The sequence below is a fragment of the Sulfitobacter sp. G21635-S1 genome, assembly GCF_027213915.1.
In the GTDB taxonomy this organism is placed as follows: Bacteria; Pseudomonadota; Alphaproteobacteria; order Rhodobacterales; family Rhodobacteraceae; genus Sulfitobacter.
The window spans coordinates 130,066-150,785 of the sequence record NZ_JAPWGV010000011.1; the positions used below are offsets into that span (position 1 = coordinate 130,066).

Sequence of the window (20,720 nt, forward strand, 5' to 3'; positions counted from 1 at the left end):
CACCCGCCGGAGCCTCCGGCGGGGATATATGAAAGCCAAAAAGAATGAGGGTGTCGCGATGAGCTTCAAGCCGACCGATTATCTGCCGTATGATTTTGCCAACCGCCGCCACATCGGCCCGTCACCGGCTGAAATGTCGGACATGCTGAAGGTCGTCGGGGCGAAATCGCTTGGCGACCTGATGGATGACACCCTGCCAAAGGGCATCCGCATGAAAGGGTCGCTGGACTTTGGCAGGGCAAAGTCGGAACGCGAGGTGCTGGAGCACATGCGCGTGGTGGCGGGCAAGAACAAGGTCCTGACCAGCCTGATCGGCCAGGGCTATCACGGCACCGTCACGCCGCCCGCGATCCAGCGCAACATCCTGGAAAACCCGGCCTGGTACACCGCCTATACGCCCTATCAGCCGGAAATCAGCCAGGGACGGCTTGAGGCGCTGCTGAACTTCCAGACCATGATCAGCGATCTGACCGGTCTGGAGGTTGCCAATGCCTCCCTGCTGGACGAGGCGACCGCCTGCGCCGAGGCGATGACCATGGCGCAGCGGGTGTCCAAATCGAAGGCGGTGAAGTTCTTTGTCGACCGCGATTGCCATCCCCAGAACATCGCGGTGATGAAGACCCGCGCCGCCCCCCTGGGGATCGAGGTCGTGGTCGGCGACCCGGCCAAGATGGAGGCATCGGAGGTGTTCGGCGCGATCTTCCAGTATCCGGGCACCTATGGCCATGTGCGCGACTTCACCGACAGCATCGCGGCCCTGCATGAACACAAGGGCATCGGTATCATCTCGGCCGATCCTTTGTCGCTCACGCTGCTCAAGGAGCCGGGCGCGATCGGGGCCGATATCGCCGTGGGCTCCACCCAGCGGTTCGGGGTGCCCGAAGGCTACGGCGGCCCGCATGCGGCCTATATGTCCTGCAAGGACGCCTACAAACGCGCGATGCCGGGGCGGATCGTGGGCGTGTCCATCGACGCCCATGGCAACCGCGCCTACCGCCTGTCCCTGCAGACCCGCGAACAGCATATCCGCCGCGAAAAGGCGACCAGCAACGTCTGTACCGCCCAGGCCCTGCTGGCGGTCATGGCGTCGATGTACGCGGTGTTCCACGGCCCCGAGGGGCTGAAGGCCATCGCGCAGCGCATCCACCGCAAGACGGTGCGTCTGGCCCGCGGGCTGGAAGAGGCAGGCTTCAAGGTGGACCCGCAGGCCTTCTTCGACACGATCACTGTCGATGTGGGGCCGTTGCAGGCAGCCGTGATGAAATCGGCGGTGGACGAAGGGGTCAACCTGCGCAAGGTGGGCGAATTTCGCGTCGGCATTTCACTGGACGAGCGCACACAGCCAAAGATCATCGAAGCGGTCTGGCGTGCCTTTGGCATCGTCAAGGAGGACAACGATTTCGCCCCCGAGTACCGCGTGCCGGAAGAGATGCTGCGCAGCTCCGATTACCTGACCCACCCGATTTTCCACATGAACCGGGCCGAGACCGAGATGATGCGCTACATGCGGCGTCTGGCGGATCGTGATCTGGCACTGGACCGCGCGATGATCCCGCTGGGGTCCTGCACGATGAAGCTGAATTCGGCGGCGGAGATGATGCCGGTCAGTTGGCGGGAATTCTCGCTGATCCACCCCTATGCCCCCGCCGACCAGGCGCTGGGCTACAAGGAGATGATCGACGATCTGTCCGCCAAACTCTGCGATATTACCGGCTATGACGCGATCTCGATGCAGCCCAATTCGGGTGCGCAGGGGGAATATGCGGGGCTGCTGACCATTGCGGCCTATCACCGCGCCGAAGGTCAGGGCCACCGCAACATCTGCCTGATCCCGGTCAGCGCCCATGGCACCAACCCGGCCTCCGCACAGATGGTGGGCTGGAAGGTGGTCGTGGTGAAATCGGCGGCCAATGGTGACATTGATCTGGACGATTTCCGCGCCAAGGCGGAAGCGGCGGGCGACAACCTTGCCGCCTGCATGATCACCTATCCCTCCACCCATGGCGTGTTCGAGGAAACCGTGACCGAGGTGACAAAGATCACCCACGCATACGGCGGCCAGGTCTATATCGACGGGGCCAACATGAACGCGATGGTGGGGCTGTCGCGCCCCGGCGATCTGGGTGGCGATGTGAGCCACCTGAACCTGCACAAAACCTTCTGCATCCCACATGGCGGCGGTGGCCCCGGCATGGGGCCGATTGGCGTCAAGTCACATCTGATCCCGCATCTGCCGGGCGATCCCAACGCGGGCGGGGCGGCGGTATCGGCCGCACCCTATGGCTCGCCCTCGCTGCTGCCGATTTCATGGTCCTATTGCCTGATGATGGGCGGCGAGGGGCTGACACAGGCCACCCGCGTCGCGATCCTGAACGCCAACTATATCGCCAAGCGGCTGGAGGGCGCGTTTGACGTGCTTTACAAAGGGCCGACAGGCCGGGTGGCGCATGAATGCATCATCGACGTGCGCCCCTATGACGAAAGCGCGGGCGTCACGGTGGATGACATTGCCAAGCGCCTGATCGACTGCGGATTCCACGCGCCAACCATGTCCTGGCCGGTGGCGGGAACGCTGATGATCGAACCGACCGAATCCGAGACCAAGGCGGAGCTTGACCGGTTCTGCGATGCGATGCTGGCGATCCGCGACGAGATTGCCGCGATCGAGGCGGGCGAGATGCCGCGCGAGAACAATCCGCTGAAGAACGCGCCGCATACGGTGGAGGATCTGGTGGTCGAATGGGGTGACCGGCCCTACACCCGCGAACAGGGGTGTTTCCCGCCGGGGGCCTTCCGGGTGGACAAATACTGGCCGCCGGTGAACCGGGTGGACAACGTCCACGGTGACCGGAACCTGATCTGCACCTGCCCGCCGCTGGAAGACTACGCCGAGGCGGCGGAATAGAGCCAGATCGGTAAACGGCCACCGGAACACGTGGCCGTTTGCCGTTTGCTAAAGCGCCCGACCTTTACCCTGAAGCATCCAGCGACATGAATGTCCCGAGAGCGCCGCAGGCGCGGCAGGGTTTTCATGTCTCGGGTTTAAGGTCGGGCGCTCTGAGGTCAGCCCAGAAGCAGGACGGCGCCCAGGGGAATAACCACGTCACAGCTGCCGATGGCAGGTTGCGCTGTTTTTGCGCGGTCGGGATACCACAGACGGCAAGAGCCGGCCGGCGGGTAATAGCCCTTTGGCACGACGAGGTTGCTGCTGCTGAACGGGTCGTTACGCACGACCATCCTGGTCTGCTTGGCGTTGGCTTCAGTCAGGGGCAAGCTGATGGCAGTCAGCGCGGCGAGAGCGATGCAGGATTTACTAAATGATTTTAACATCTCAAGTCTCCTTCGAAAGGGCCAGGGACGTAAATGACCGATGGCCAAGGACCCAACGCGCGGCGTAACGAAAAAGTTCCGGATCGTGACCGACCTTGCTATTGACCTGCGTCGTTCAGGAATTTGAAGACCCTGGCGAGGCGGTTCCAGGTTGCCTTGTCCGGCGCGGCCAGTATGTGCCCGTGGCGCAGGGTGGCGTCATAATCGCCGCCCGACAGCATCTGCACATAGCCGCCCGCCTGCTGGCAGATCAACACGCCTGCGGCATGATCCCAGGGATTCAGGCTTTGGGTCAGCAGAAAGTCGAAGTGACCCTGCGCCAGCATCCGGTATTCATGCGCCGAACAGCGCAGGCAGTTGACCCAGTTGAAATTGCAAAGGGTCGCCGCCAGCTTCTCCCGCCACGCGTGATCGAAGAGATAGAGCGGGATATAGCCTGAAAGCCCCGCCAGTTCGCCGCCCCTGCTGACCCGCAGATCATGCGTGACGCCGGAGGGATGCTGCATCTGTGCAGGGGATTGATCGTCCGCGATGGCCCAATCGTCCATCACCGGATCATAGATCAGCCCGAAGGCCGGTTTGCCGTATCGGGTGACCGCGAGGATGACACCGAAGACCGACATGCCCCGCGCGAAATTCCAGGTGCCGTCCACCGGGTCGATGATGAAGCACAGCGGCGCATCGGCGATCTTGTTCAGCAGGGTGGGATCGGCGGAAACCGCTTCCTCGCCGATCACCAGCGCGCCGGGAAAGGCCATGTTGAGGGCGCGGGTGATCATCGCCTCTGCCGCCGTGTCCGCGATGGTCACCAGGTCGTCCGGCCGCGATTTCGTGGCGATGTCGGCGGCATTCAACGCGCGGAAACGCGGCATGATCTCGGCTTTTGCGGCGCGGCGCAGGATGTTGATCACATTGTTGCGCTGGGCAGGGCTCAGGGCGGGGGCGCGTTTGGCGGGCAGATTGTCAGGCATTGTCGCTCCTTTGTATTCTGGCGCTGACTTGCCCGATCCGCCGGGGGATGTGCAAGCCGGGTGGTGGTGCTTGCGTCATTCTCGCGCACGCAGGACCTGCGCGGGCCGGGCGTTGAGTGCGCGCAGGGCAAAGCCCAGCCCGGCCAGGACCGAGGCCAGCGCTCCGCCTGTCACGATCAGCAGGGCAGAGGGCCAGATCACGCTGAAGCGGGTTTCCATCACGAAGTGGCTGACGGCCCAGCCGCCCAGGATCCCCGCCAGCAGCGCGACGCTGCCCGCGAAAAGCCCCAGCAGGGCCGCGCGCAGCACGAAGCTGGCGGCGATGGCGCGCCGCGAGGCCCCCAGCGTCTTGAGCAGTGCGGATTCGTAGCGCCGCGCCTCCGCCCCCGCGGCCGCGGCGCCGATCAGCACAACGAACCCCGTCAGCAGCGTGGCCAGCGCACCATAAGAGGTCGCTGCGGCAAGGCTTGCCAGCACGGCGGAAACCCGGTCGATGGCGTCGCGCACCCGGATCGCGGTGATATTGGGGTATTGCGTGGCCAGATCGCGCAGAATGGCGGCTTCGGCCTCTTCCTCTGCATAGACGGTCGAGATGAAAGTATGCGGCGCACCGGCCAGCGCAGCGGGGTTCATTGTCAGGACAAAGCCGATCCCGGCGGTGGAAAAATCCACCTCCTGAAAGGCGGCTATGGTGCCGGTGATGTCGCGGCCCAGAACGTTGATGGTCAGCGTGTCACCCAGCTTCAGCCCCATCTCCTCGGCCTCTTCGGCGGCAAAGCTGATCAGCGGCGGGCCGTCGTAATCCTCCGCCCACCATTCACCGGCGGTGATCCTGGCATCGGCACCGGGCTTTGCGGCATAGGTCACGCCCCGGTCACCGCGCACCACCCAGTGATCGCCCGCAACCTCCCGCGCCGGCTTGCCGTTGATCCGGGTGACGACACCGCGCAGCATCGGCGCGCTGTCGATGCGGCTGACGGCGGGGTCATCCTCCAGCCGCTTGGTGTAACCCGGCATCTGGTCCTTCTGGATATCGACAAAGAAATAGGAGGGCGCCACATCCGGCAGGTTGCCCGCGATGGCCTGCCGCAGGTTGCCGTCGATCTGTCCCACGGCGGCCAGCACCGACAGGCCCAGACCCAGCGAGAGCACCACCGCACCGGCTCCTTCGCCCGGTCCCGCAAGAGCCGCCAGCGCCCAGCGCAGCCGGGGGCGGCCCCGCGCCAGCCGCGCGCCGCCCCGCGCCACCACGCGCAGCAGCATCGCCGCCAGCACAAGGATCAGCAGCGCCCCGGCAATGCCGCCCAGAGTCCAGAGCGTCAGCCGCCAGGATCCGTTGAACCAGCCCGCCAGCCCCACCAGCGCCGCCGCGAGCGCCGCGATGGCCACCAGGTACTTCGCGGCCGGCAGCCGCCGCGCCCCGGCCCAGGCATCGCGGAACAGGGTCGCGGCGCGCACATCCTCGCTGCGGGCCAGCGGCCAGAGGGTAAAGGCCAGCGCCGTCAACAACCCATAAAGCGCCGCCTCGATCAGCGGCGCGGGATAGAGCGCGAAACTGGCCGGCAGGGGCAGCCTGGCGGTAATGACCGGCGACAGCAGCAGCGGCACCAGCCCGCCCAGCACCACGCCAATGGCAACGCCCAGCAGCGACAGCACACCGATCTGGATGAAATAGGTCTGGAAGATCGTCGCCCGCTCCGCCCCCAGGGCGCGCAGGGTGGCGATCACCCCGGTCTTGCCCTGAAGATAGGACCGCACGGCGGCAGAGACGCCAACGCCTCCGACAGCCAGCCCTGACAGGCCCACCAGCACCAGAAAGGCGCTCAGCCTTTCAACGAAACGCGCCACACCGGGCGCCCCGTTGCGCGCATCGGTCCAGCGCATCCCGGCATTCTCGAACTGCGCCTCGGCCTCACCCTCCAATGCGGCAAGGTCGGTGCCCTGCGGCAGGTCCAGCCGGTACTTGCTGTTGTAAAGCGTGCCCGGCGCCAACAGCCCCGACCCCTCCAGCGCGTCGCGGTGCAACAGGGTGCGTGGCCCCAGGGCAAATCCACTGGCGGCGCTGTCAGGTTCACGCAGGATCAGCGCGGACAGCCGATAGTCACGGGTGCCCAGCCGGAAGGTATCGCCCGGCGTCAGGCCCAACCGGTCTGACAGTGCGCGTTCCATCACCGCACCGGGCAGCCCCTCCACCTCGGACAAGGCCTGATCCAGCGGCATCGCGGGATCGAGAACCATCTCTCCGACAAGCGGGTAAAGGTCATCCACCCCCTTGATCTGGGTCAGGGCGCGGTCATCGCCGACCACGGCCATGGAGCGGAATTCGACGATTTCAGAGACCGCAGTGGCACGCGCCGCCATCCACGCCCGTTCCTCCGGGCTGGCAAAACGATAGGTGAAATCAAGCTCCGCCGCGCCGCCCAGCAGGGCCGCCCCCTCCCGCGCCAGGCCCGCCTCGATCGCGGCGCGGACGGAACCGACAGCGGCGATGGCCGCCACCCCCAGCGCAAGGCAGGCCAGGAACAGGCGGAACCCGCGCAGCCCGCCGCGCATTTCGCGGCGTGCGAACCGGGCGGCGAGGGCAAGGCTCATGCGATCTGCCCGTCGGCCAGGGCGATGGGCCGGTCGCAGCGTTCGGCCAGCGCCGGATCATGGGTGACCAGCACCAGCGTGGCCCCATATTGGTCGCGCAGGGAAAACAGCAGGTCCATGATGGCCGCGCCATTGGCGCTGTCCAGATTGCCGGTCGGCTCATCCGCCAGCAGGATCGCCGGACGTGGCGCACAGGCCCGTGCCAGCGCCACCCGTTGCTGTTCACCACCCGACATCTGAGCGGGGTAATGGCCGGTGCGATGCCCCAGCCCCACGGTCTCCAGTGCCGCGCGCGCGCGCTCAAAGGCCTCCGGGATCCCGGCCAGCTCCAGCGGTGTCGCGACATTTTCCAGGGCGGTCATTGTGGGGATCAGGTGAAAGGACTGGAACACGATGCCCATGCGCCCCTGCCGGAACCGGGCCAGCGCATCCTCGTTCATCGCGGTCAGATCCTGACCCAGCGCATGTACGGTGCCGCCCGTGGCCTGTTCCAGCCCGCCCATGACCATCAGCAGCGAGGATTTGCCCGACCCCGAAGGCCCGGTCAGCGCGACGCTTTCACCGCTCTCGACGTTCAGGGAAATTCCGCGCAGGATATCAACGGGTCCGGCATTGCCCTTGAGCGACAAAAGCACATCTTGAAGGTGGAAAACGGTGTCACTCACGCGGGGGCCTTTCAACGGGGTCCCTAGGGATATGGAGTTGTTACGATGATGCGCAAGGCAATAGTGGGGATTGTTCTGGTCTGGGGGCAGGCGGTTGCGGCGCAGCAGGTCGTGATCGCGGCGCTGGGTGACAGCCTGACACAGGGCTACGGCCTGCCGGCGGAACAGGGGTTCGTGCCGCAGCTGGAAGGCTGGCTTGCAGCGCGAGGCAGCGATGTGCGGCTGATCAACGCGGGCGTTTCCGGCGACACGACCGCGGGGGGGCTTGCCCGCGTGGGCTGGACCCTGACGCCAGAAGTGGGCGGGATGATCGTGGCGCTGGGCGGCAATGATCTGCTGCGCGGGCTGGCCCCGGCGCAGGCGCGCGCCAATATCGACGGGATCCTGCAGGCGGCGCAGACGGCCGATGTCGAGGTGCTGCTGATCGGCATGGAAGCGCCCGGCAATTACGGCCCCGACTACAAGAGCGAATTCGACGCCATCTATCCCGAGCTGGCAGAAGAATACGGCACGCAGTTTGTCGGCAGCTTCTTTGCCGGATTGACGGAAGGGGATGCGCCCGCCGACCCGTCACAATTGCGCGCCTTCCTTCAGGCCGATGGCATCCACCCCAACGCAGAGGGTGTGACCCGGATTGTCGAGAGAATCGGGCCGGAGGTTCTGGACCTGATCGCCCGGATCAGGGCGGACTGACCCTTGCCGGGGCGGCTGTTCCTCACCACGCCACTTGCTGCGCTGGCGGAAGAATTGGGGGTGCCGCCGGGCGCGCTTGCGGATGAACCGCCCCGCGCCAATATCTCACCCGGCCAGCAGATCGTCACCTTCGACGGCACCGGCCTTGCCCATATGCGTTGGGGGATCATCCCGGTGGGGCGGGTCAACGCCCGTGGTCGGCCGGTGATGGAGACGCTGATCAACGCGCGCTCCGAAACCGTGTTCGACAAAAGCGCCTTTGCCGGGACGGGCAGGGCGGTGGTGCCGGTGAACGGCTGGTATGAATGGACCGGGGAAAAGCGCCGCAAGACCGCCTGGCGGATTGCACCGAAAGACGGTGGATACCTTTATTTTGCGGCCATTACCGACCTCTGGCAGGCGCCGGGTGGCCTGCAGGTGCCGCAGGTGGCAACGCTGACCTGTCCGCCGAACGCCGATGTCGCGCCGGTGCATCACCGCATGGGCGCGCTGCTTGAGCGGGAGATGATCGGCACATGGCTGACCGGTGACGCGCAAGACGTGAAGCCGCTGTTGCAGCCCTGGCCGGAGGGACGTCTGCAGATTGAAAAGGCCAGCGGCGTCGACTGGACCGGGCCCTGACCGAAGCGACCTGAGAAAGTCCCCTGACAAAAGAAAACGGGCGCCTGACAGCGCCCGAATTCCCTCATGAAACTGATGCTTGCTCAGGCGAGTGCGATGTTCGCAGCGCTTTCGCGGCCGTCGCGGCCTGCTTCGACATCGAATGTCACTTTCTGGTTGTCGGCCAGACCTGTCAGGCCTGCCCGCTCAACTGCGGAAATGTGAACAAAGATATCCTTGCCGCCCCCATCAGGGGCAATAAAGCCGTAGCCTTTGGTCGTGTTGAACCATTTTACGGTACCAGATGCCATGGACCGGTTCTCCTGTCTTAGTTCTGCCCGCGGAATGCGGCAGCGTGGCTCGGACGAAGTCGTGATCGTTCCAGCGCCATAAGGCAGGGAGTTTCGAAAGTCGTTCGTGCAGCAATTTCGATAATGAAAGGAATCAAACGAAAATCAAGCCCATTTACCGGGCATGGCCCAATCGGCGGACGGCTGCGCACGAAATTTCACCGGAATGAAATAATTTGACCACTTGATAAAAAAATAACTCTGGGGCAGAGTTTTTCAAGACCCAGCCAATGCAAGGTGAGCCAGATGACTTCAGATGTCTTTGAACCGGGAATTCAATCGGGGCGGTTGAGCCCGGCGGACTATCAGGCGCAATTCTCGGACCTGCATCCGCCGCTGGATCGGCATGAGGCCCTGGTGGCGGCGGATCGGTGCTATTTCTGCCATGACGCGCCCTGCATCACGGCCTGCCCCACGGATATAGACATTCCGCTGTTCATTCGCCAGATCGCGACGGGCACACCCGATGCGGCGGCAAAGACGATCCTGAGCCAGAACATCATGGGCGGCATGTGCGCACGGGTCTGTCCGACGGAAACCCTCTGCGAACAGGCCTGTGTCCGTGAAAAGGCGGAAGGAAAGCCGGTGCTGATCGGCCAGTTGCAGCGATTTGCGACGGATCATTTGCAGGCGCAGGGCGTGCATCCCTTTGTCCGCGCGGCCCCCACCGGAAAGACCGTGGCGGTGGTGGGCGCCGGCCCTGCGGGCCTGTCCTGCGCACATCGGCTGGCGATGCTGGGACATGACGTGGTGATCCATGATGCGCGGCCCAAGCCGGGCGGCCTGAACGAATACGGCATTGCGGCCTACAAGACACCCGGCGGCTTTGCCCAGGCGGAGGTCGACTGGCTGATGCAGATCGGCGGGATCAGTTTCAGGCACGAAAGCGCCCTGGGCCGTGACCTGACCCTGGAGGCCCTGAAAGCGGAATATGACGCCGTTTTCCTCGGCATTGGCCTGGGCGGGGTGAACGCCCTTGGGGCCGAGGGCGAGGACAAGCAAGGGGTCAGCGACGCGGTGGATTTCATCGCCGAGCTGCGGCAGGCCAGTGATCTGGCGGCCCTGCCGATTGGCCGCGACGTGGTGGTGATCGGCGGCGGCATGACGGCGGTGGACGCGGCGGTGCAGGCCAAGCTGCTGGGCGCGCTCAATGTCACGCTGGTCTACCGGCGCGGGCGCGACCGGATGAACGCCTCTGTCTTCGAGCAGGACCTCGCGGCCTCCAAAGGGGTGCGGATCGTGACCCATGCGGTGCCGGTGGCGGTACATGGCAACGGCGCGGTGCGCGAGATCGAGTTCGAATATGTCGATGACGCGATGAAGGGCACCGGGCAGATGCTGAAACTGCCCGCCGACCAGGTGTTCAAGGCCATCGGTCAGACGCTGGAAGGCGAAGGCATGCCCGAGCTTGACGGCCGCAAGATCAGGGTGGACACCTCCGGCCGCACCAGCGTGGCGGGCATCTGGGCCGGAGGCGATTGCGCCAGCGGCGGCGACGACCTGACCGTGACGGCGGTGGCCGAGGGCCGCGATGCGGCGATGGACATTCACATGGCGCTGACCAAATGAGGTTTCGTGAAGAAACCTTGTTTATTAACAATGGGTTAATTCTTGACACGCGCGCCCCGCGATAACCGCAGGGGACATGCGCATCGGGACTGGACGCATCTTTTGAGGATAGTGATATGGCTGATCTGACAACCGACTTCATCGGGATCAAATCCCCGAACCCGTTCTGGCTGGCCTCTGCGCCGCCGACGGACAAGGAATACAACGTGCGCCGCGCCTTTGAGGCCGGATGGGGCGGTGTGGTGTGGAAAACGCTGGGCTCCGAGGGGCCGCCCGTGGTCAATGTGAACGGCCCGCGCTATGGCGCGATCTATGGGGCGGACCGGCGGTTGCTGGGGCTGAACAACATCGAGCTGATCACCGACCGCGACCTTTTCACCAACCTCGAAGAGATCAAGCGGGTGAAGGCGGATTACCCCGACCGGGCGATCATCGTGTCGATCATGGTGCCCTGCGAGGAGGAAGCCTGGAAGGCGATCCTGCCCCTGGTGGAGGACACCGGCGCGGATGGGATCGAGCTGAACTTCGGCTGCCCCCACGGGATGAGCGAACGCGGTATGGGGGCTGCGGTGGGCCAGGTGCCGGAATACATCGAAATGGTGACCCGCTGGTGCAAGCAGTATTATTCCAAGCCGGTAATCGTGAAGCTGACGCCGAACATCACCGACATCCGCAAGCCCGCCGCGGCGGCCAAGGCGGGGGGGGCCGATGCGGTGAGCCTGATCAACACGATCAATTCGATCACCTCGGTCAACCTCGACACGATGTCGCCGGAACCGTCGATTGACGGCAAGGGATCACATGGCGGCTATTGCGGCCCGGCGGTCAAACCCATTGCCATGTCGATGGTGTCAGAGATCGCGCGCGACCCGGAAACACGGGGCATCCCCATCTCGGGGATCGGCGGGGTCACAACCTGGCGCGACGCGGCAGAGTTCATCACGCTGGGCTGTGGCAATGTGCAGGTCTGCACCGCTGCGATGACCTATGGTTTCAAGATCGTGCAGGAGATGATCAGCGGCCTGTCCGACTGGATGGACAGCAAGGGCCATACCAGCATCGAAGACTTCAAGGGCGCGGCGGTGCCGAATGTCACCGACTGGAACCAGCTGAACCTGAATTACATCGCCAAGGCCAAGATCGACCAGGACCTGTGCATTTCCTGCGGCCGCTGCTTTGCCGCCTGCGAGGATACCAGCCATCAGGCCATCGCCATGTCAGAGAACCGGACCTTCAGTGTGATCGACGCGGAATGCGTCGCCTGCAACCTGTGCGTCAATGTCTGCCCGGTGGAGAATTGCATCACGATGGAGCCGATGGCACCGGGCACCACGGATCCGCGCACCGGCAAGGTGGTGCAGCCGGATTATGCCAACTGGACAACGCATCCGAACAACCCGTCGGCAACTGCCGCTGAATAACGGTCGCGGCGGTCAGGGCTCAGGCCTGGCCGGCCCCTTTCAGGAAGGGCGAGGTCGGCAAGGGGTCCGGCATGGTTCTGGAAATCTCTGCCAGGGTCGGCATCAGGTTTTCGATCTGCGCGGCCAGGATGGAATTGGGCGTGGCATCCGCCGGGCGACGTGTCAGCGCGGGGCGCTGCGCCGCCTCACCGCCCGCACCGGCACCGGTGCCGGAATGAGAGGTCGAGGACCCCTGCCGGGGCGTATCGGCGGGGCGGCTGGTGGGCGCGATCCTGGCCGCGCTTGATGTCGCGGTGACGCCGCCATCGGTGCCCTGTGCAGCACTTTGCCCGGCCGTGGCCGTGCCATGCACCGCGAATGGATTGGTCAAAAGTAGAACACTCATCTCTGCTCCGATCATGTGAAATTGGGCTTCTCGCCCAGGGACCAGTTTGCAGCGCAATCGTGAAGGAAGGGTAAAGGCCCCTTTGCACCTGGCCGCGATGCCGCGCCTGCGGCCGGGGGCCAGCGGGAAACGGCAGCAGGTTCCGGGCCTCTCAGACCCTGAGCATCGCTTCGAACATGCGGCGCAGATGGGCGGAGGCACGGGCATGCGGGTCTTCCTCGGGGCCCATCAGGATCCTGACCTGGCTTTCGAAATCGGCGTAATGCTGGGTGGTGGACCAGATCGAAAAGATCAGATGTTGCGGATCGAGGGGCGGCAGCCTGCCCTGGGCGATCCATTCGGCGATCAACGCGCATTTTTCGTCGAACAGCGGTTTGAGATGCCCGGTCAGTTCCGGCGCGATACGCGGTGCGCCCTGCAGGATCTCATTGGCGAAAAGCCGGCTTTCGCGGGGCAGGTCGCGGGCCATGTTGAGCTTGCGCTGCACGTAGGACAGGATTTCGGTTACAGGCTCACCCTGGGGGCTCATCGCCACCAGCGGGTCAAGCCAGGTGTCCATCAAGCGGCTGAGCAGGGTGACATGGATGTCTTCCTTGCCATCGAAATAATAGAGGATATTGGGCTTGCTCAGCCCGGCCTCTGCCGCGATCTGGTCCAGCGTGGCCCCGCGGTAGCCATGGCGCGAAAACACGTCGAGCGCGGCCTCCAGGATCAGCCTGCGGTTGCGCTTCTGGATGCGGCTTGTTTTCTTGGGCGCGCCGTCTGGCAAGGGCGTCTCCGGCAGGGTGCTGAGAAATGAGGCAGTCGCCCCGATGGGTCCCTGCGATGCTAAAAGCAGTTCTTGACAGATGCCAGTGTAATCGCAATCGTGCCTTTACCAAATGGTAAAATTTAATCCGCCAGCCTTTGAGGAGCCAGCAGATGCCTGCACCCGGTGAGAACCTGAAGATCAACCCGGACCGCCTGTGGGACAGCCTGATGGAGATGGCAAAGATCGGGCCGGGGGTTGCGGGCGGCAACAACCGCCAGACCCTGACGGACGAGGATGCCGAGGGCCGCGCGCTGTTCCAGAAATGGTGCGAGGATGCGGGCTGTGCCATGGGGCTGGACCAGATGGGCAACATGTTCGCACGCCGCGAGGGGACGGACCCCGAGGCGCTGCCGGTCTATGTGGGCTCGCATCTGGATACCCAGCCGACGGGCGGCAAATATGACGGCGTGCTGGGGGTGCTGGGCGGGCTGGAGATCATCCGCACGCTGAACGATCTGGGGATCAAGACGAAGCATCCCATCGTTGTGACCAATTTTACCAACGAGGAGGGCACGCGCTATGCCCCTGCGATGCTGTCGTCCGGGGTCTTCGCGGGCATTCACACGCAGGACTGGGCCTATGCGCGGGTCGATGCGGCGGGCAAGACCTTTGGCGATGAGCTCAAGCGGATCGGCTGGCGCGGCGAAGAGGAAGTCGGCGCGCGGAAGATGCATGCGTTCTTCGAGCTGCACATCGAGCAGGGCCCGATCCTGGAGATCGAGGGCAGGGATATCGGCGTGGTGACCCACGGCCAGGGGTTGAGCTGGACCCAGGTGACGGTCACCGGCAAGGACAGCCACACTGGGTCCACCCCCATGCCGATGCGCCGCAATGCGGGGCTGGGCATGGCGCGGATCCTGGAGAAGGTCGACGAGATCGCCTGGTCGCACAAGCCGCATGCGGTGGGGGCTGCGGGCCATATTGATGTCTATCCCAATTCGCGCAATGTGATCCCGGGCAAGGCGGTCTTTACCGTCGATTTCCGATCGCCCGAGCTGAGCGTGATCGAGGACATGGAGGCGCGGCTGCGGGTCGAGGGGCAGAAGATCGCCGACGACATGGGGCTGGAGGTCGCCTTCGAGAAGGTGGGCGGCTTCGATCCGGTGGCCTTTGACGCGGGCTGTGTGGCGGCGGTACGCGCTGCGGCGGAGCGTCTGGGGTACAGCCATATGGACCTGATTTCAGGGGCGGGGCATGATGCCTGCTGGATCAACCGGGTGGCTCCCACGGCTATGGTGATGTGCCCCTGCGTGGACGGGCTGAGCCACAACGAGGCGGAAGAGATTTCGAAGGACTGGGCGATGGCGGGTGCCGATGTGCTGTTGCATGCAGTGGTGGAGACAGCGGAGGTCGTTGGTTGAGGCGGGTGCCGATTTTTTGGAAAAAATCGGGCCGGAATTTTCCAAAATTCCGGGGTTGCACATGATTGCTAAGGGGCTTTCACTCGCTCGGAGAATTGACATGATGCTCGACAGCGAAGTGGTAGAGGCGCTGGCCAGTACAGACCAGGTGACACGGCGCACAGCACGGGATTTTGAACGCAGCAGACGCGCCCCGCGCGAAGTGACGGTCAATTTTTCGGGCGGGATCACCCAGTGCTGCTGGTCCGTCAGCCGCGGCGATGGCACCTACCGGGTCGTTTATCTGCCCAGGGCCGGATATTTCTCGCTCTGCGTGGAGAGTGATTTCGGGCCGCTGGACATCGGCGTGCACGGGCCTGCGCTGGGGTGTTTCGGATCGGTCTGAGCCAGGGGGCGCTGCCCCCGCAGCCTTCGGCTGCCCCCCCGGGCATATTTAAGGCCAAAAAGAATGGAAGACGGGAGAGAAGTGATGAGCAAGGTGATCAAGGGCGGCATGGTCTGTACGGCGGACCGGACGTGGAAAGCGGATGTGCTGATCGAGGGCGAGAAGATCGTCCGCATTGGCGAGGACCTGAAAGGCGACGAATATATCGACGCCGAAGGCGCCTATGTCATCCCCGGCGGGATCGACCCGCATACCCATCTGGAAATGCCCTTCATGGGCACCACCGCCGCCGAGACCTTCGAGAGCGGCACCTGGGCTGCGGCCTGTGGCGGGACCACGATGATTGTCGACTTCTGCCTGCCGGGCGCGGATGGCAGCATCAGGAACGCGATCAACGAATGGCACCGCAAGTCGGCGCCGCAGATCTGTTCGGATGTCGGCTATCACATGGCGATTACCGGCTGGGACGAGAATGTCTTCAACGAGATGAAGGACGCCGTGGAGATGGGCGTGAACTCCTTCAAGCACTTCATGGCCTACAAGGGCGCGCTGATGATCGAGGATGACGAGATGTTCGCCTCCTTCAAGCGCTGTGCGGAGCTGGGCGCGCTGCCGATGGTCCATGCGGAAAACGGCGATCTGGTGGCCGAGCTGCAACAGAAGTATTTCGATCAAGGCATCACCGGGCCGGAGGGCCATGCCTATTCCCGCCCGCCGGAGCTGGAGGGGGAGGCCGCGAACCGCGCGATCACCATCGCCGATACCGCCGGCGTGCCTTTGTACATCGTGCATGTCTCCTGCGAACAGACCCACGAGGCGATCCGCCGGGCGCGGCAAAAGGGGATGCGGGTTTACGGCGAGCCGCTGATCCAGTTCCTGACGCTGGACGAGTCTGAGTATTTCAACAAGGACTGGGACCATGCCGCGCGCCGCGTCATGTCGCCGCCGTTCCGCAGCAAGGACCATCAGGACAGTCTCTGGGCCGGGTTGCAGGCGGGGTCGCTGCAGGTGGTGGCGACGGACCATGCGGCCTTTTCCACCGCCCAGAAGCGTGCGGGCAAGGATGATTTCAGGATCATTCCCAACGGGTCGAACGGGCTGGAGGAACGTCTGAGCGTGCTCTGGACCGAAGGGGTGGAGACCGGGCGGCTGACGCCGAACGAATTTGTCGCGGCGACCTCGACCAATGTGGCCAAGATCCTGAATATCTATCCGCGCAAGGGGGCGATTGTCGAAGGGGCGGATGCGGATATCGTGGTCTGGGACCCGAAGATCACCAAGACGATTTCACCTGCGAACCATCATTCGGTGCTGGACTACAATGTCTTCGAGGGCTTCGAGGTGAAGGCAAACAGCCGCTACACGCTGAGCCGGGGCGAGGTGATCTGGGCCTGGGGGCAGAACAGCCAGCCGCAGCCGGGCCGGGGCAAGTTCATTCCGCGCCCTGCCTTCCCCAGCGCCAATGTGGCGCTGTCGAAATGGAAGGCGCTGACCAGCCCCAAGATGATCAAGCGCGATCCGTTGAACATTCCGGCGGGGATTTGACGACGTGGGGTCTGCGATGCCTGCTGAACACCATGGTTCTGTCGCCGCGGAGCCTGTCATCTCCGCCCGGGACCTCGACCTGACGTTCCAGACCAATGACGGGCCGGTGCATGCCCTGAAGGGGGTCAGCCTGGACATCGGGAAGGGCGACTTTGTCTCCTTCATCGGCCCCTCTGGCTGTGGCAAGACGACGTTCCTGCGCTGCATGGCCGATCTGGAGCAGCCCACGGGTGGCACGGTCACCGTGAACGGCATGACGCCGGAGGAGGCGCGCAAGTCGCGGGCCTATGGCTATGTGTTCCAGGCGGCGGGGCTTTATCCCTGGCGGACGATTGGCGGCAACATCCGGCTGCCGCTGGAGATCATGGGCATTTCCAAGGCCGAGCAGGACGCGCGCGTGGCGCGGGTGCTGGACCTGGTGGAGCTGAGCGGGTTTGAAAAGAAATTCCCCTGGCAATTGTCGGGCGGGATGCAGCAACGCGCCAGCATCGCACGGGCGCTGGGGTTCGATGCGGATATCCTGCTGATGGACGAACCCTTTGGCGCGCTGGACGAGATCGTGCGCGACCATCTGAACGAACAGCTGCTGAAGCTATGGGACCGGACTGGCAAGACGATTGCCTTTGTCACCCATTCGATTCCCGAGGCCGTCTATCTGAGCACCAGGATCGTGGTGATGTCGCCGCGTCCGGGGCGGATCACCGATGTGATCGACAGCCCGCTGCCGCGGGAACGGCCGCTGGACATTCGCGAAACGCCGGAGTTTCTGGAAGTGGCGCACCGGGTGCGTGAAGGTTTGCGGGCGGGGCATGGCGATGTGTGACTTCGCGATGTGTGGTGACGGTCAAGCGGCCCGGTGCGCCGCAACTTGCCACGACGCTCCGGGTCCGCTCCGCCGTTTGTGTGGGGAGGCGAGGTCCCCCTTCATCGTTCACGGCCATCGGCTCACCAGCCTGTACCGCCGCTGCAGAAAACAACCAAATCCTTTCATTGTTCTTAAAATACACAAAAGACACCATCTGCGGCTGGCCGGGGCGCTGGTGTATTTGAGGAACAATGAAGCGGGGGGTATCGCATGAGGCGTTCTGTCGTGCCCGTGTTGACTGTTGTCGGGTTCCTGCTGGTGTTCTGGTATGCGGCTGCGGTCTGGCTGAATGCGCCCTGGGCCTACAACAAGGCGCAGCGGGCGGGCGAAAGCTTGTCCTTTTCGCAGGTGGTGGCTGATACCTGGTCGCAGAAGAAGCCGAAACTGCCGGCGCCGCATCAGGTGGCGCGGGAAGTCTGGGAGACCACGGCGCAGAAGGCCGTGACCTCGAAACGGTCGCTGATCTATCATGCCGGTGTCACGCTGAGCGCCACCCTGCTTGGCTTTGTGCTGGGCACCGGGCTGGGCATCTTGCTGGCGGTCGGGATTGTCTACAACAGGACGATGGACATGTCCGTCATGCCCTGGGTGATCGCAAGCCAGACCATCCCCATTCTGGCGATTGCGCCGATGATCATCGTGGTGTTGAATGCGGTGGGGATTTCCGGGCTGCTGCCCAAGGCGATGATCAGCATGTATCTGTCGTTCTTTCCGGTTGTAGTGGGCATGGTGAAGGGGTTGCGCAGCCCCGAGGCGATGCAGCTGGACCAGATGAGAACCTGGCATGCCAGCCGGGGGCAGACCTTCTGGAAGCTGCGGTTGCCCTCTTCGATGCCCTATCTCTTCACCTCGCTGAAGATCGCCATGGCGGCTTCCCTCGTGGGGGCGATTGTGGGTGAATTGCCGACCGGTGCGGTCGCGGGTCTGGGGGCGCGGCTGCTGGCGGGCAGCTATTACGGGCAGACGGTGCAGATCTGGTCGGCGCTGGTGATGGCGGCGGTGCTGGCGGCCTGCCTTGTGGGCATCATCGGATTGTTGCAGCGCGTCATGCTGCGCCGGATGGGGATGAGCTGATGGGCTGGATTATCTTTGCCCTTGCCGCCTGGGCGCTGGGATGGCTGCTGAATGTCTGGCTGGCGCGCCAGCCGGTGACCTGGTGGTCGTCTTTCGCGGCGCCGGTCATCTTTGGCCTGACGCTGCTGGCGGTCTGGGAAGGTGTGGTGCGCGGGTTCGAGATCAACCAGGTCCTGCTGCCTGCCCCCACGGCGATTGCGGCGCGCATCGGGAGCTCGGCGGATCTGCTTTGGGCGGATTTTGCCCAGACCGTGCTGAAGGGGGCCTTGTCGGGCTATGTGATCGGCTGCGGCGCGGCTTTCCTGATAGCTGTGGCGGTCGACAGGTTCCCGTTCCTGCAGCGGGGTCTCTTGCCTGTGGGGAACTTCGTGGCGGCCTTGCCGGTGATCGGCATGGCACCGATCCTGGTGATGTGGTTCGGCTTTGACTGGCAGTCCAAGGCGGCGGTCGTGGTGGTCATGGTGTTCTTTCCGATGCTGGTGAACACGGTGCAGGGGTTGCAGGCGGCGGATGCCATGCAGAAGGACCTGATGCGTACCTATGCGGCGGGTTATTGGCGCACCTTGCTGAAACTGCGGCTGCCTGCGGCGATGCCGTTCATTTTCAACGGTCTCAAGATCGGGACGACGCTGGCGCTGATCGGCGCGATCGTCGCCGAATTTTTCGGCTCGCCCATCGTCGGGATGGGGTTTCGCATCTCCACATCCGTGGGGCAGTTGACGCTGGACCTCGTATGGGCAGAAATCTTTGTCGCGGCGCTGGCCGGATCGGCCTTTTACGGGGTGATGGCGCTGGTCGAACAGCGCGTGACGTTCTGGCATCCGAGCCAGCGGAATTAACCAAGAAGAGCAACCAACGGGAGTAAAAAGATGAAAAACATGACCAAGATTGCAGCCGGTGCGGCGCTGGGCCTCTGGGGGACGATGGCGCAGGCGGCGGATGATCTGACCCTGCAGCTGAAATGGGTCACCCAGGCGCAGTTTGCGGGCTATTACGTGGCCAAGGACAAGGGGTTCTACGAGGAAGAGGGGCTGAACGTCACGATCAAGCCGGGCGGCCCGGATATCGCGCCCGAGCAGGTGATTGTCGGCGGTGGTGCCGATGTGATCGTGACCTGGATGGCGGCGGGTCTGGCCGCGCGGGAACGTGGCGTGCCGCTGGTCAACATCGCGCAGCCCTTCAAGACCGGCGGTCTGCAGGTCAACTGTCTGAAATCCACCGGTGTGGAAAGCACCGATGATTTCGCCGGGCGCACCATGGGTGTCTGGTTCTATGGCAACGAATATCCCTTCTATGCCTGGATGGCCTCGCTGGGTCTGGAAACCGACGGGGCGGACGACAACGGGGTGACCGTTCTCAAGCAGGCCTTCTCGGCCGATCCTCTGATCCAGGGGCAGGCGGATTGCATTTCCACCATGACCTACAACGAGTACCGCCAGATCCTGCAGGCCGGGATCACCCCGGAGGAGCTGGTGACGTTCAACTACCTCGACATGGGGTTCGGCATGCTGGAAGACGGGCTTTACGTGCTTGAGGATGACCTGGAGGACCCGGCCTTCAAGGACAAGATGGTCCGCTTTGTCCGCGCGTCCATGAAGGGTTGGAAATACGCCGAGGAGCACCAGGAGGAAGCCGCCGAGATCGTGATTGAAAACGATGCCTCGGGTGCACAGGAGCTGGATCATCAGCTTTACATGGTCGGTGAAGTGGCCAAGCTGACGGCTGGCAGCAATGGCACCCTGGACGAGGCGGATTATGCGCAGACCGTCAACACGCTGCTCTCCGCGGTAAGCGAGGAGAACCCGGCGATCACGAAGGAGCCGGAAGGCGCCTGGACCCATGCGATCACGGATGAAGCGCTGAACTGATCGCTTCCGACATCAGGTAAGGGGCCGGTGCGGAAACGTGCCGGCCCTTTTGCTGAATGTGGCAGCTGCAGCTTGCACCGCGCGCGGCGCATGGTTTGAAAGCCGCGCTCCTTGAGCAGAGGCATGAAAAAAAGGGGCCGATACATCGTACCGGCCCGAGGCTGCTGAAAAAGCACGTTCCTGCACCCGCTCCCCCCGAAACAACGAAATCGTTCTTCCACGACGCCAGCCACAA

General features: G+C 63.9%; 19 protein-coding genes. 12 read left to right on the forward strand and 7 right to left on the reverse strand.

Annotated elements, in window-relative coordinates; genetic code table 11:
- Positions 1-58 precede the first annotated feature (58 nt).
- The gene (gene gcvP, locus O4H53_RS12810) at positions 59-2,905 is read left to right on the forward strand and encodes an aminomethyl-transferring glycine dehydrogenase (RefSeq protein ID WP_269364239.1); all 2,847 of its coding nucleotides are present in this window, start codon (positions 59-61) and stop codon (positions 2,903-2,905) included.
- A gap of 158 nt (positions 2,906-3,063) precedes the next feature.
- Here gcvP and O4H53_RS12815 read toward each other — a convergent pair whose 3' ends face one another.
- The 4 genes from O4H53_RS12815 to O4H53_RS12830 form a co-directional block, all read right to left on the reverse strand.
- Entirely contained in the window at positions 3,064-3,330 is a 267-nt protein-coding gene (locus O4H53_RS12815) for a hypothetical protein (protein WP_269364202.1), read from the reverse strand.
- Between the two features lie 98 nt (positions 3,331-3,428).
- Complete coding sequence (locus O4H53_RS12820) at positions 3,429-4,301, reverse strand: inositol monophosphatase family protein (RefSeq protein WP_269364203.1); 873 nt, start codon at positions 4,299-4,301, stop codon at positions 3,429-3,431.
- A gap of 75 nt (positions 4,302-4,376) precedes the next feature.
- Positions 4,377-6,893, reverse strand: coding sequence for an ABC transporter permease (locus O4H53_RS12825; protein ID WP_269364205.1), 2,517 nt, complete (start codon positions 6,891-6,893; stop codon positions 4,377-4,379).
- On the reverse strand, positions 6,890-7,558 hold the full coding sequence (locus O4H53_RS12830; protein ID WP_269364207.1) for an ABC transporter ATP-binding protein: 669 nt from the start codon (positions 7,556-7,558) through the stop codon (positions 6,890-6,892). Before O4H53_RS12830 ends, O4H53_RS12825 begins: the two co-directional genes overlap by 4 nt.
- Positions 7,559-7,603: 45 nt before the next feature.
- On the opposite strand from O4H53_RS12830, the gene O4H53_RS12835 reads away from it, so the two are divergent.
- Both O4H53_RS12835 and O4H53_RS12840 read left to right on the forward strand, forming a co-directional pair.
- The gene (locus O4H53_RS12835) at positions 7,604-8,251 is read left to right on the forward strand and encodes an arylesterase (protein ID WP_269364209.1); all 648 of its coding nucleotides are present in this window, start codon (positions 7,604-7,606) and stop codon (positions 8,249-8,251) included.
- A 3-nt stretch (positions 8,252-8,254) separates the two neighbouring features.
- The gene (locus O4H53_RS12840; RefSeq protein WP_269364211.1) at positions 8,255-8,872 is read left to right on the forward strand and encodes an SOS response-associated peptidase; all 618 of its coding nucleotides are present in this window, start codon (positions 8,255-8,257) and stop codon (positions 8,870-8,872) included.
- Positions 8,873-8,955: 83 nt separating this feature from the next.
- Here O4H53_RS12840 and O4H53_RS12845 read toward each other — a convergent pair whose 3' ends face one another.
- On the reverse strand, positions 8,956-9,162 hold the full coding sequence (locus O4H53_RS12845; protein WP_067294005.1) for a cold-shock protein: 207 nt from the start codon (positions 9,160-9,162) through the stop codon (positions 8,956-8,958).
- Between the two features lie 285 nt (positions 9,163-9,447).
- Here O4H53_RS12845 and O4H53_RS12850 point away from each other — a divergent pair, with 285 nt between their 5' ends.
- On the forward strand, positions 9,448-10,770 hold the full coding sequence (locus O4H53_RS12850; protein ID WP_269364212.1) for an NAD(P)-dependent oxidoreductase: 1,323 nt from the start codon (positions 9,448-9,450) through the stop codon (positions 10,768-10,770).
- Between the two features lie 116 nt (positions 10,771-10,886).
- On the forward strand, positions 10,887-12,191 hold the full coding sequence (preA, locus tag O4H53_RS12855; protein ID WP_269364214.1) for an NAD-dependent dihydropyrimidine dehydrogenase subunit PreA: 1,305 nt from the start codon (positions 10,887-10,889) through the stop codon (positions 12,189-12,191).
- A 19-nt stretch (positions 12,192-12,210) separates the two neighbouring features.
- Here preA and O4H53_RS12860 read toward each other — a convergent pair whose 3' ends face one another.
- A complete protein-coding gene (locus O4H53_RS12860; protein ID WP_269364216.1) occupies positions 12,211-12,576 on the reverse strand; it encodes a hypothetical protein in 366 nt (121 codons plus the stop codon).
- 151 nt (positions 12,577-12,727) lie between these two features.
- Positions 12,728-13,345 (reverse strand): TetR family transcriptional regulator C-terminal domain-containing protein, encoded by a 618-nt coding sequence (locus O4H53_RS12865; RefSeq protein ID WP_269364218.1) that lies wholly within the window; start codon positions 13,343-13,345, stop codon positions 12,728-12,730.
- Between the two features lie 152 nt (positions 13,346-13,497).
- Here O4H53_RS12865 and O4H53_RS12870 point away from each other — a divergent pair, with 152 nt between their 5' ends.
- From O4H53_RS12870 to O4H53_RS12900, 7 genes are all read left to right on the forward strand, one after another.
- On the forward strand, positions 13,498-14,748 hold the full coding sequence (locus O4H53_RS12870; RefSeq protein ID WP_269364220.1) for a Zn-dependent hydrolase: 1,251 nt from the start codon (positions 13,498-13,500) through the stop codon (positions 14,746-14,748).
- Between the two features lie 100 nt (positions 14,749-14,848).
- Positions 14,849-15,133, forward strand: coding sequence for a hypothetical protein (locus O4H53_RS12875; RefSeq protein WP_269364222.1), 285 nt, complete (start codon positions 14,849-14,851; stop codon positions 15,131-15,133).
- Positions 15,134-15,217: 84 nt separating this feature from the next.
- Complete coding sequence (gene hydA, locus O4H53_RS12880) at positions 15,218-16,678, forward strand: dihydropyrimidinase (protein ID WP_269364241.1); 1,461 nt, start codon at positions 15,218-15,220, stop codon at positions 16,676-16,678.
- Between the two features lie 16 nt (positions 16,679-16,694).
- The gene (locus tag O4H53_RS12885; protein WP_269364224.1) at positions 16,695-17,501 is read left to right on the forward strand and encodes an ABC transporter ATP-binding protein; all 807 of its coding nucleotides are present in this window, start codon (positions 16,695-16,697) and stop codon (positions 17,499-17,501) included.
- Between the two features lie 252 nt (positions 17,502-17,753).
- Positions 17,754-18,617, forward strand: a complete 864-nt coding sequence (locus tag O4H53_RS12890) for an ABC transporter permease (RefSeq protein ID WP_269364226.1) — start codon at positions 17,754-17,756, stop codon at positions 18,615-18,617.
- Complete coding sequence (locus O4H53_RS12895) at positions 18,617-19,456, forward strand: ABC transporter permease (RefSeq protein ID WP_269364228.1); 840 nt, start codon at positions 18,617-18,619, stop codon at positions 19,454-19,456. The genes O4H53_RS12890 and O4H53_RS12895 overlap by 1 nt, the downstream gene beginning before the upstream one ends.
- 39 nt (positions 19,457-19,495) lie before the next feature.
- Positions 19,496-20,485: an ABC transporter substrate-binding protein gene (locus O4H53_RS12900; RefSeq protein ID WP_269364230.1), complete on the forward strand. Its 990-nt coding sequence runs from the start codon at positions 19,496-19,498 to the stop codon at positions 20,483-20,485.
- Positions 20,486-20,720 lie beyond the last annotated feature (235 nt).

Coding starts and splice junctions, on each gene's coding strand:
- gcvP (WP_269364239.1), top strand. CDS start 59: ATGAGCTTCAAGCCGACCGATTATCTGCCGTATGATTTTGCCAACCGC.
- O4H53_RS12815 (WP_269364202.1), bottom strand. CDS start 3,330: ATGTTAAAATCATTTAGTAAATCCTGCATCGCTCTCGCCGCGCTGACT.
- O4H53_RS12820 (WP_269364203.1), bottom strand. CDS start 4,301: ATGCCTGACAATCTGCCCGCCAAACGCGCCCCCGCCCTGAGCCCTGCC.
- O4H53_RS12825 (WP_269364205.1), bottom strand. CDS start 6,893: ATGAGCCTTGCCCTCGCCGCCCGGTTCGCACGCCGCGAAATGCGCGGC.
- O4H53_RS12835 (WP_269364209.1), top strand. CDS start 7,604: ATGATGCGCAAGGCAATAGTGGGGATTGTTCTGGTCTGGGGGCAGGCG.
- O4H53_RS12845 (WP_067294005.1), bottom strand. CDS start 9,162: ATGGCATCTGGTACCGTAAAATGGTTCAACACGACCAAAGGCTACGGC.
- O4H53_RS12850 (WP_269364212.1), top strand. CDS start 9,448: ATGACTTCAGATGTCTTTGAACCGGGAATTCAATCGGGGCGGTTGAGC.
- preA (WP_269364214.1), top strand. CDS start 10,887: ATGGCTGATCTGACAACCGACTTCATCGGGATCAAATCCCCGAACCCG.
- O4H53_RS12860 (WP_269364216.1), bottom strand. CDS start 12,576: ATGAGTGTTCTACTTTTGACCAATCCATTCGCGGTGCATGGCACGGCC.
- O4H53_RS12870 (WP_269364220.1), top strand. CDS start 13,498: ATGCCTGCACCCGGTGAGAACCTGAAGATCAACCCGGACCGCCTGTGG.
- O4H53_RS12875 (WP_269364222.1), top strand. CDS start 14,849: ATGATGCTCGACAGCGAAGTGGTAGAGGCGCTGGCCAGTACAGACCAG.
- hydA (WP_269364241.1), top strand. CDS start 15,218: ATGAGCAAGGTGATCAAGGGCGGCATGGTCTGTACGGCGGACCGGACG.
- O4H53_RS12885 (WP_269364224.1), top strand. CDS start 16,695: ATGCCTGCTGAACACCATGGTTCTGTCGCCGCGGAGCCTGTCATCTCC.
- O4H53_RS12890 (WP_269364226.1), top strand. CDS start 17,754: ATGAGGCGTTCTGTCGTGCCCGTGTTGACTGTTGTCGGGTTCCTGCTG.
- O4H53_RS12895 (WP_269364228.1), top strand. CDS start 18,617: ATGGGCTGGATTATCTTTGCCCTTGCCGCCTGGGCGCTGGGATGGCTG.
- O4H53_RS12900 (WP_269364230.1), top strand. CDS start 19,496: ATGACCAAGATTGCAGCCGGTGCGGCGCTGGGCCTCTGGGGGACGATG.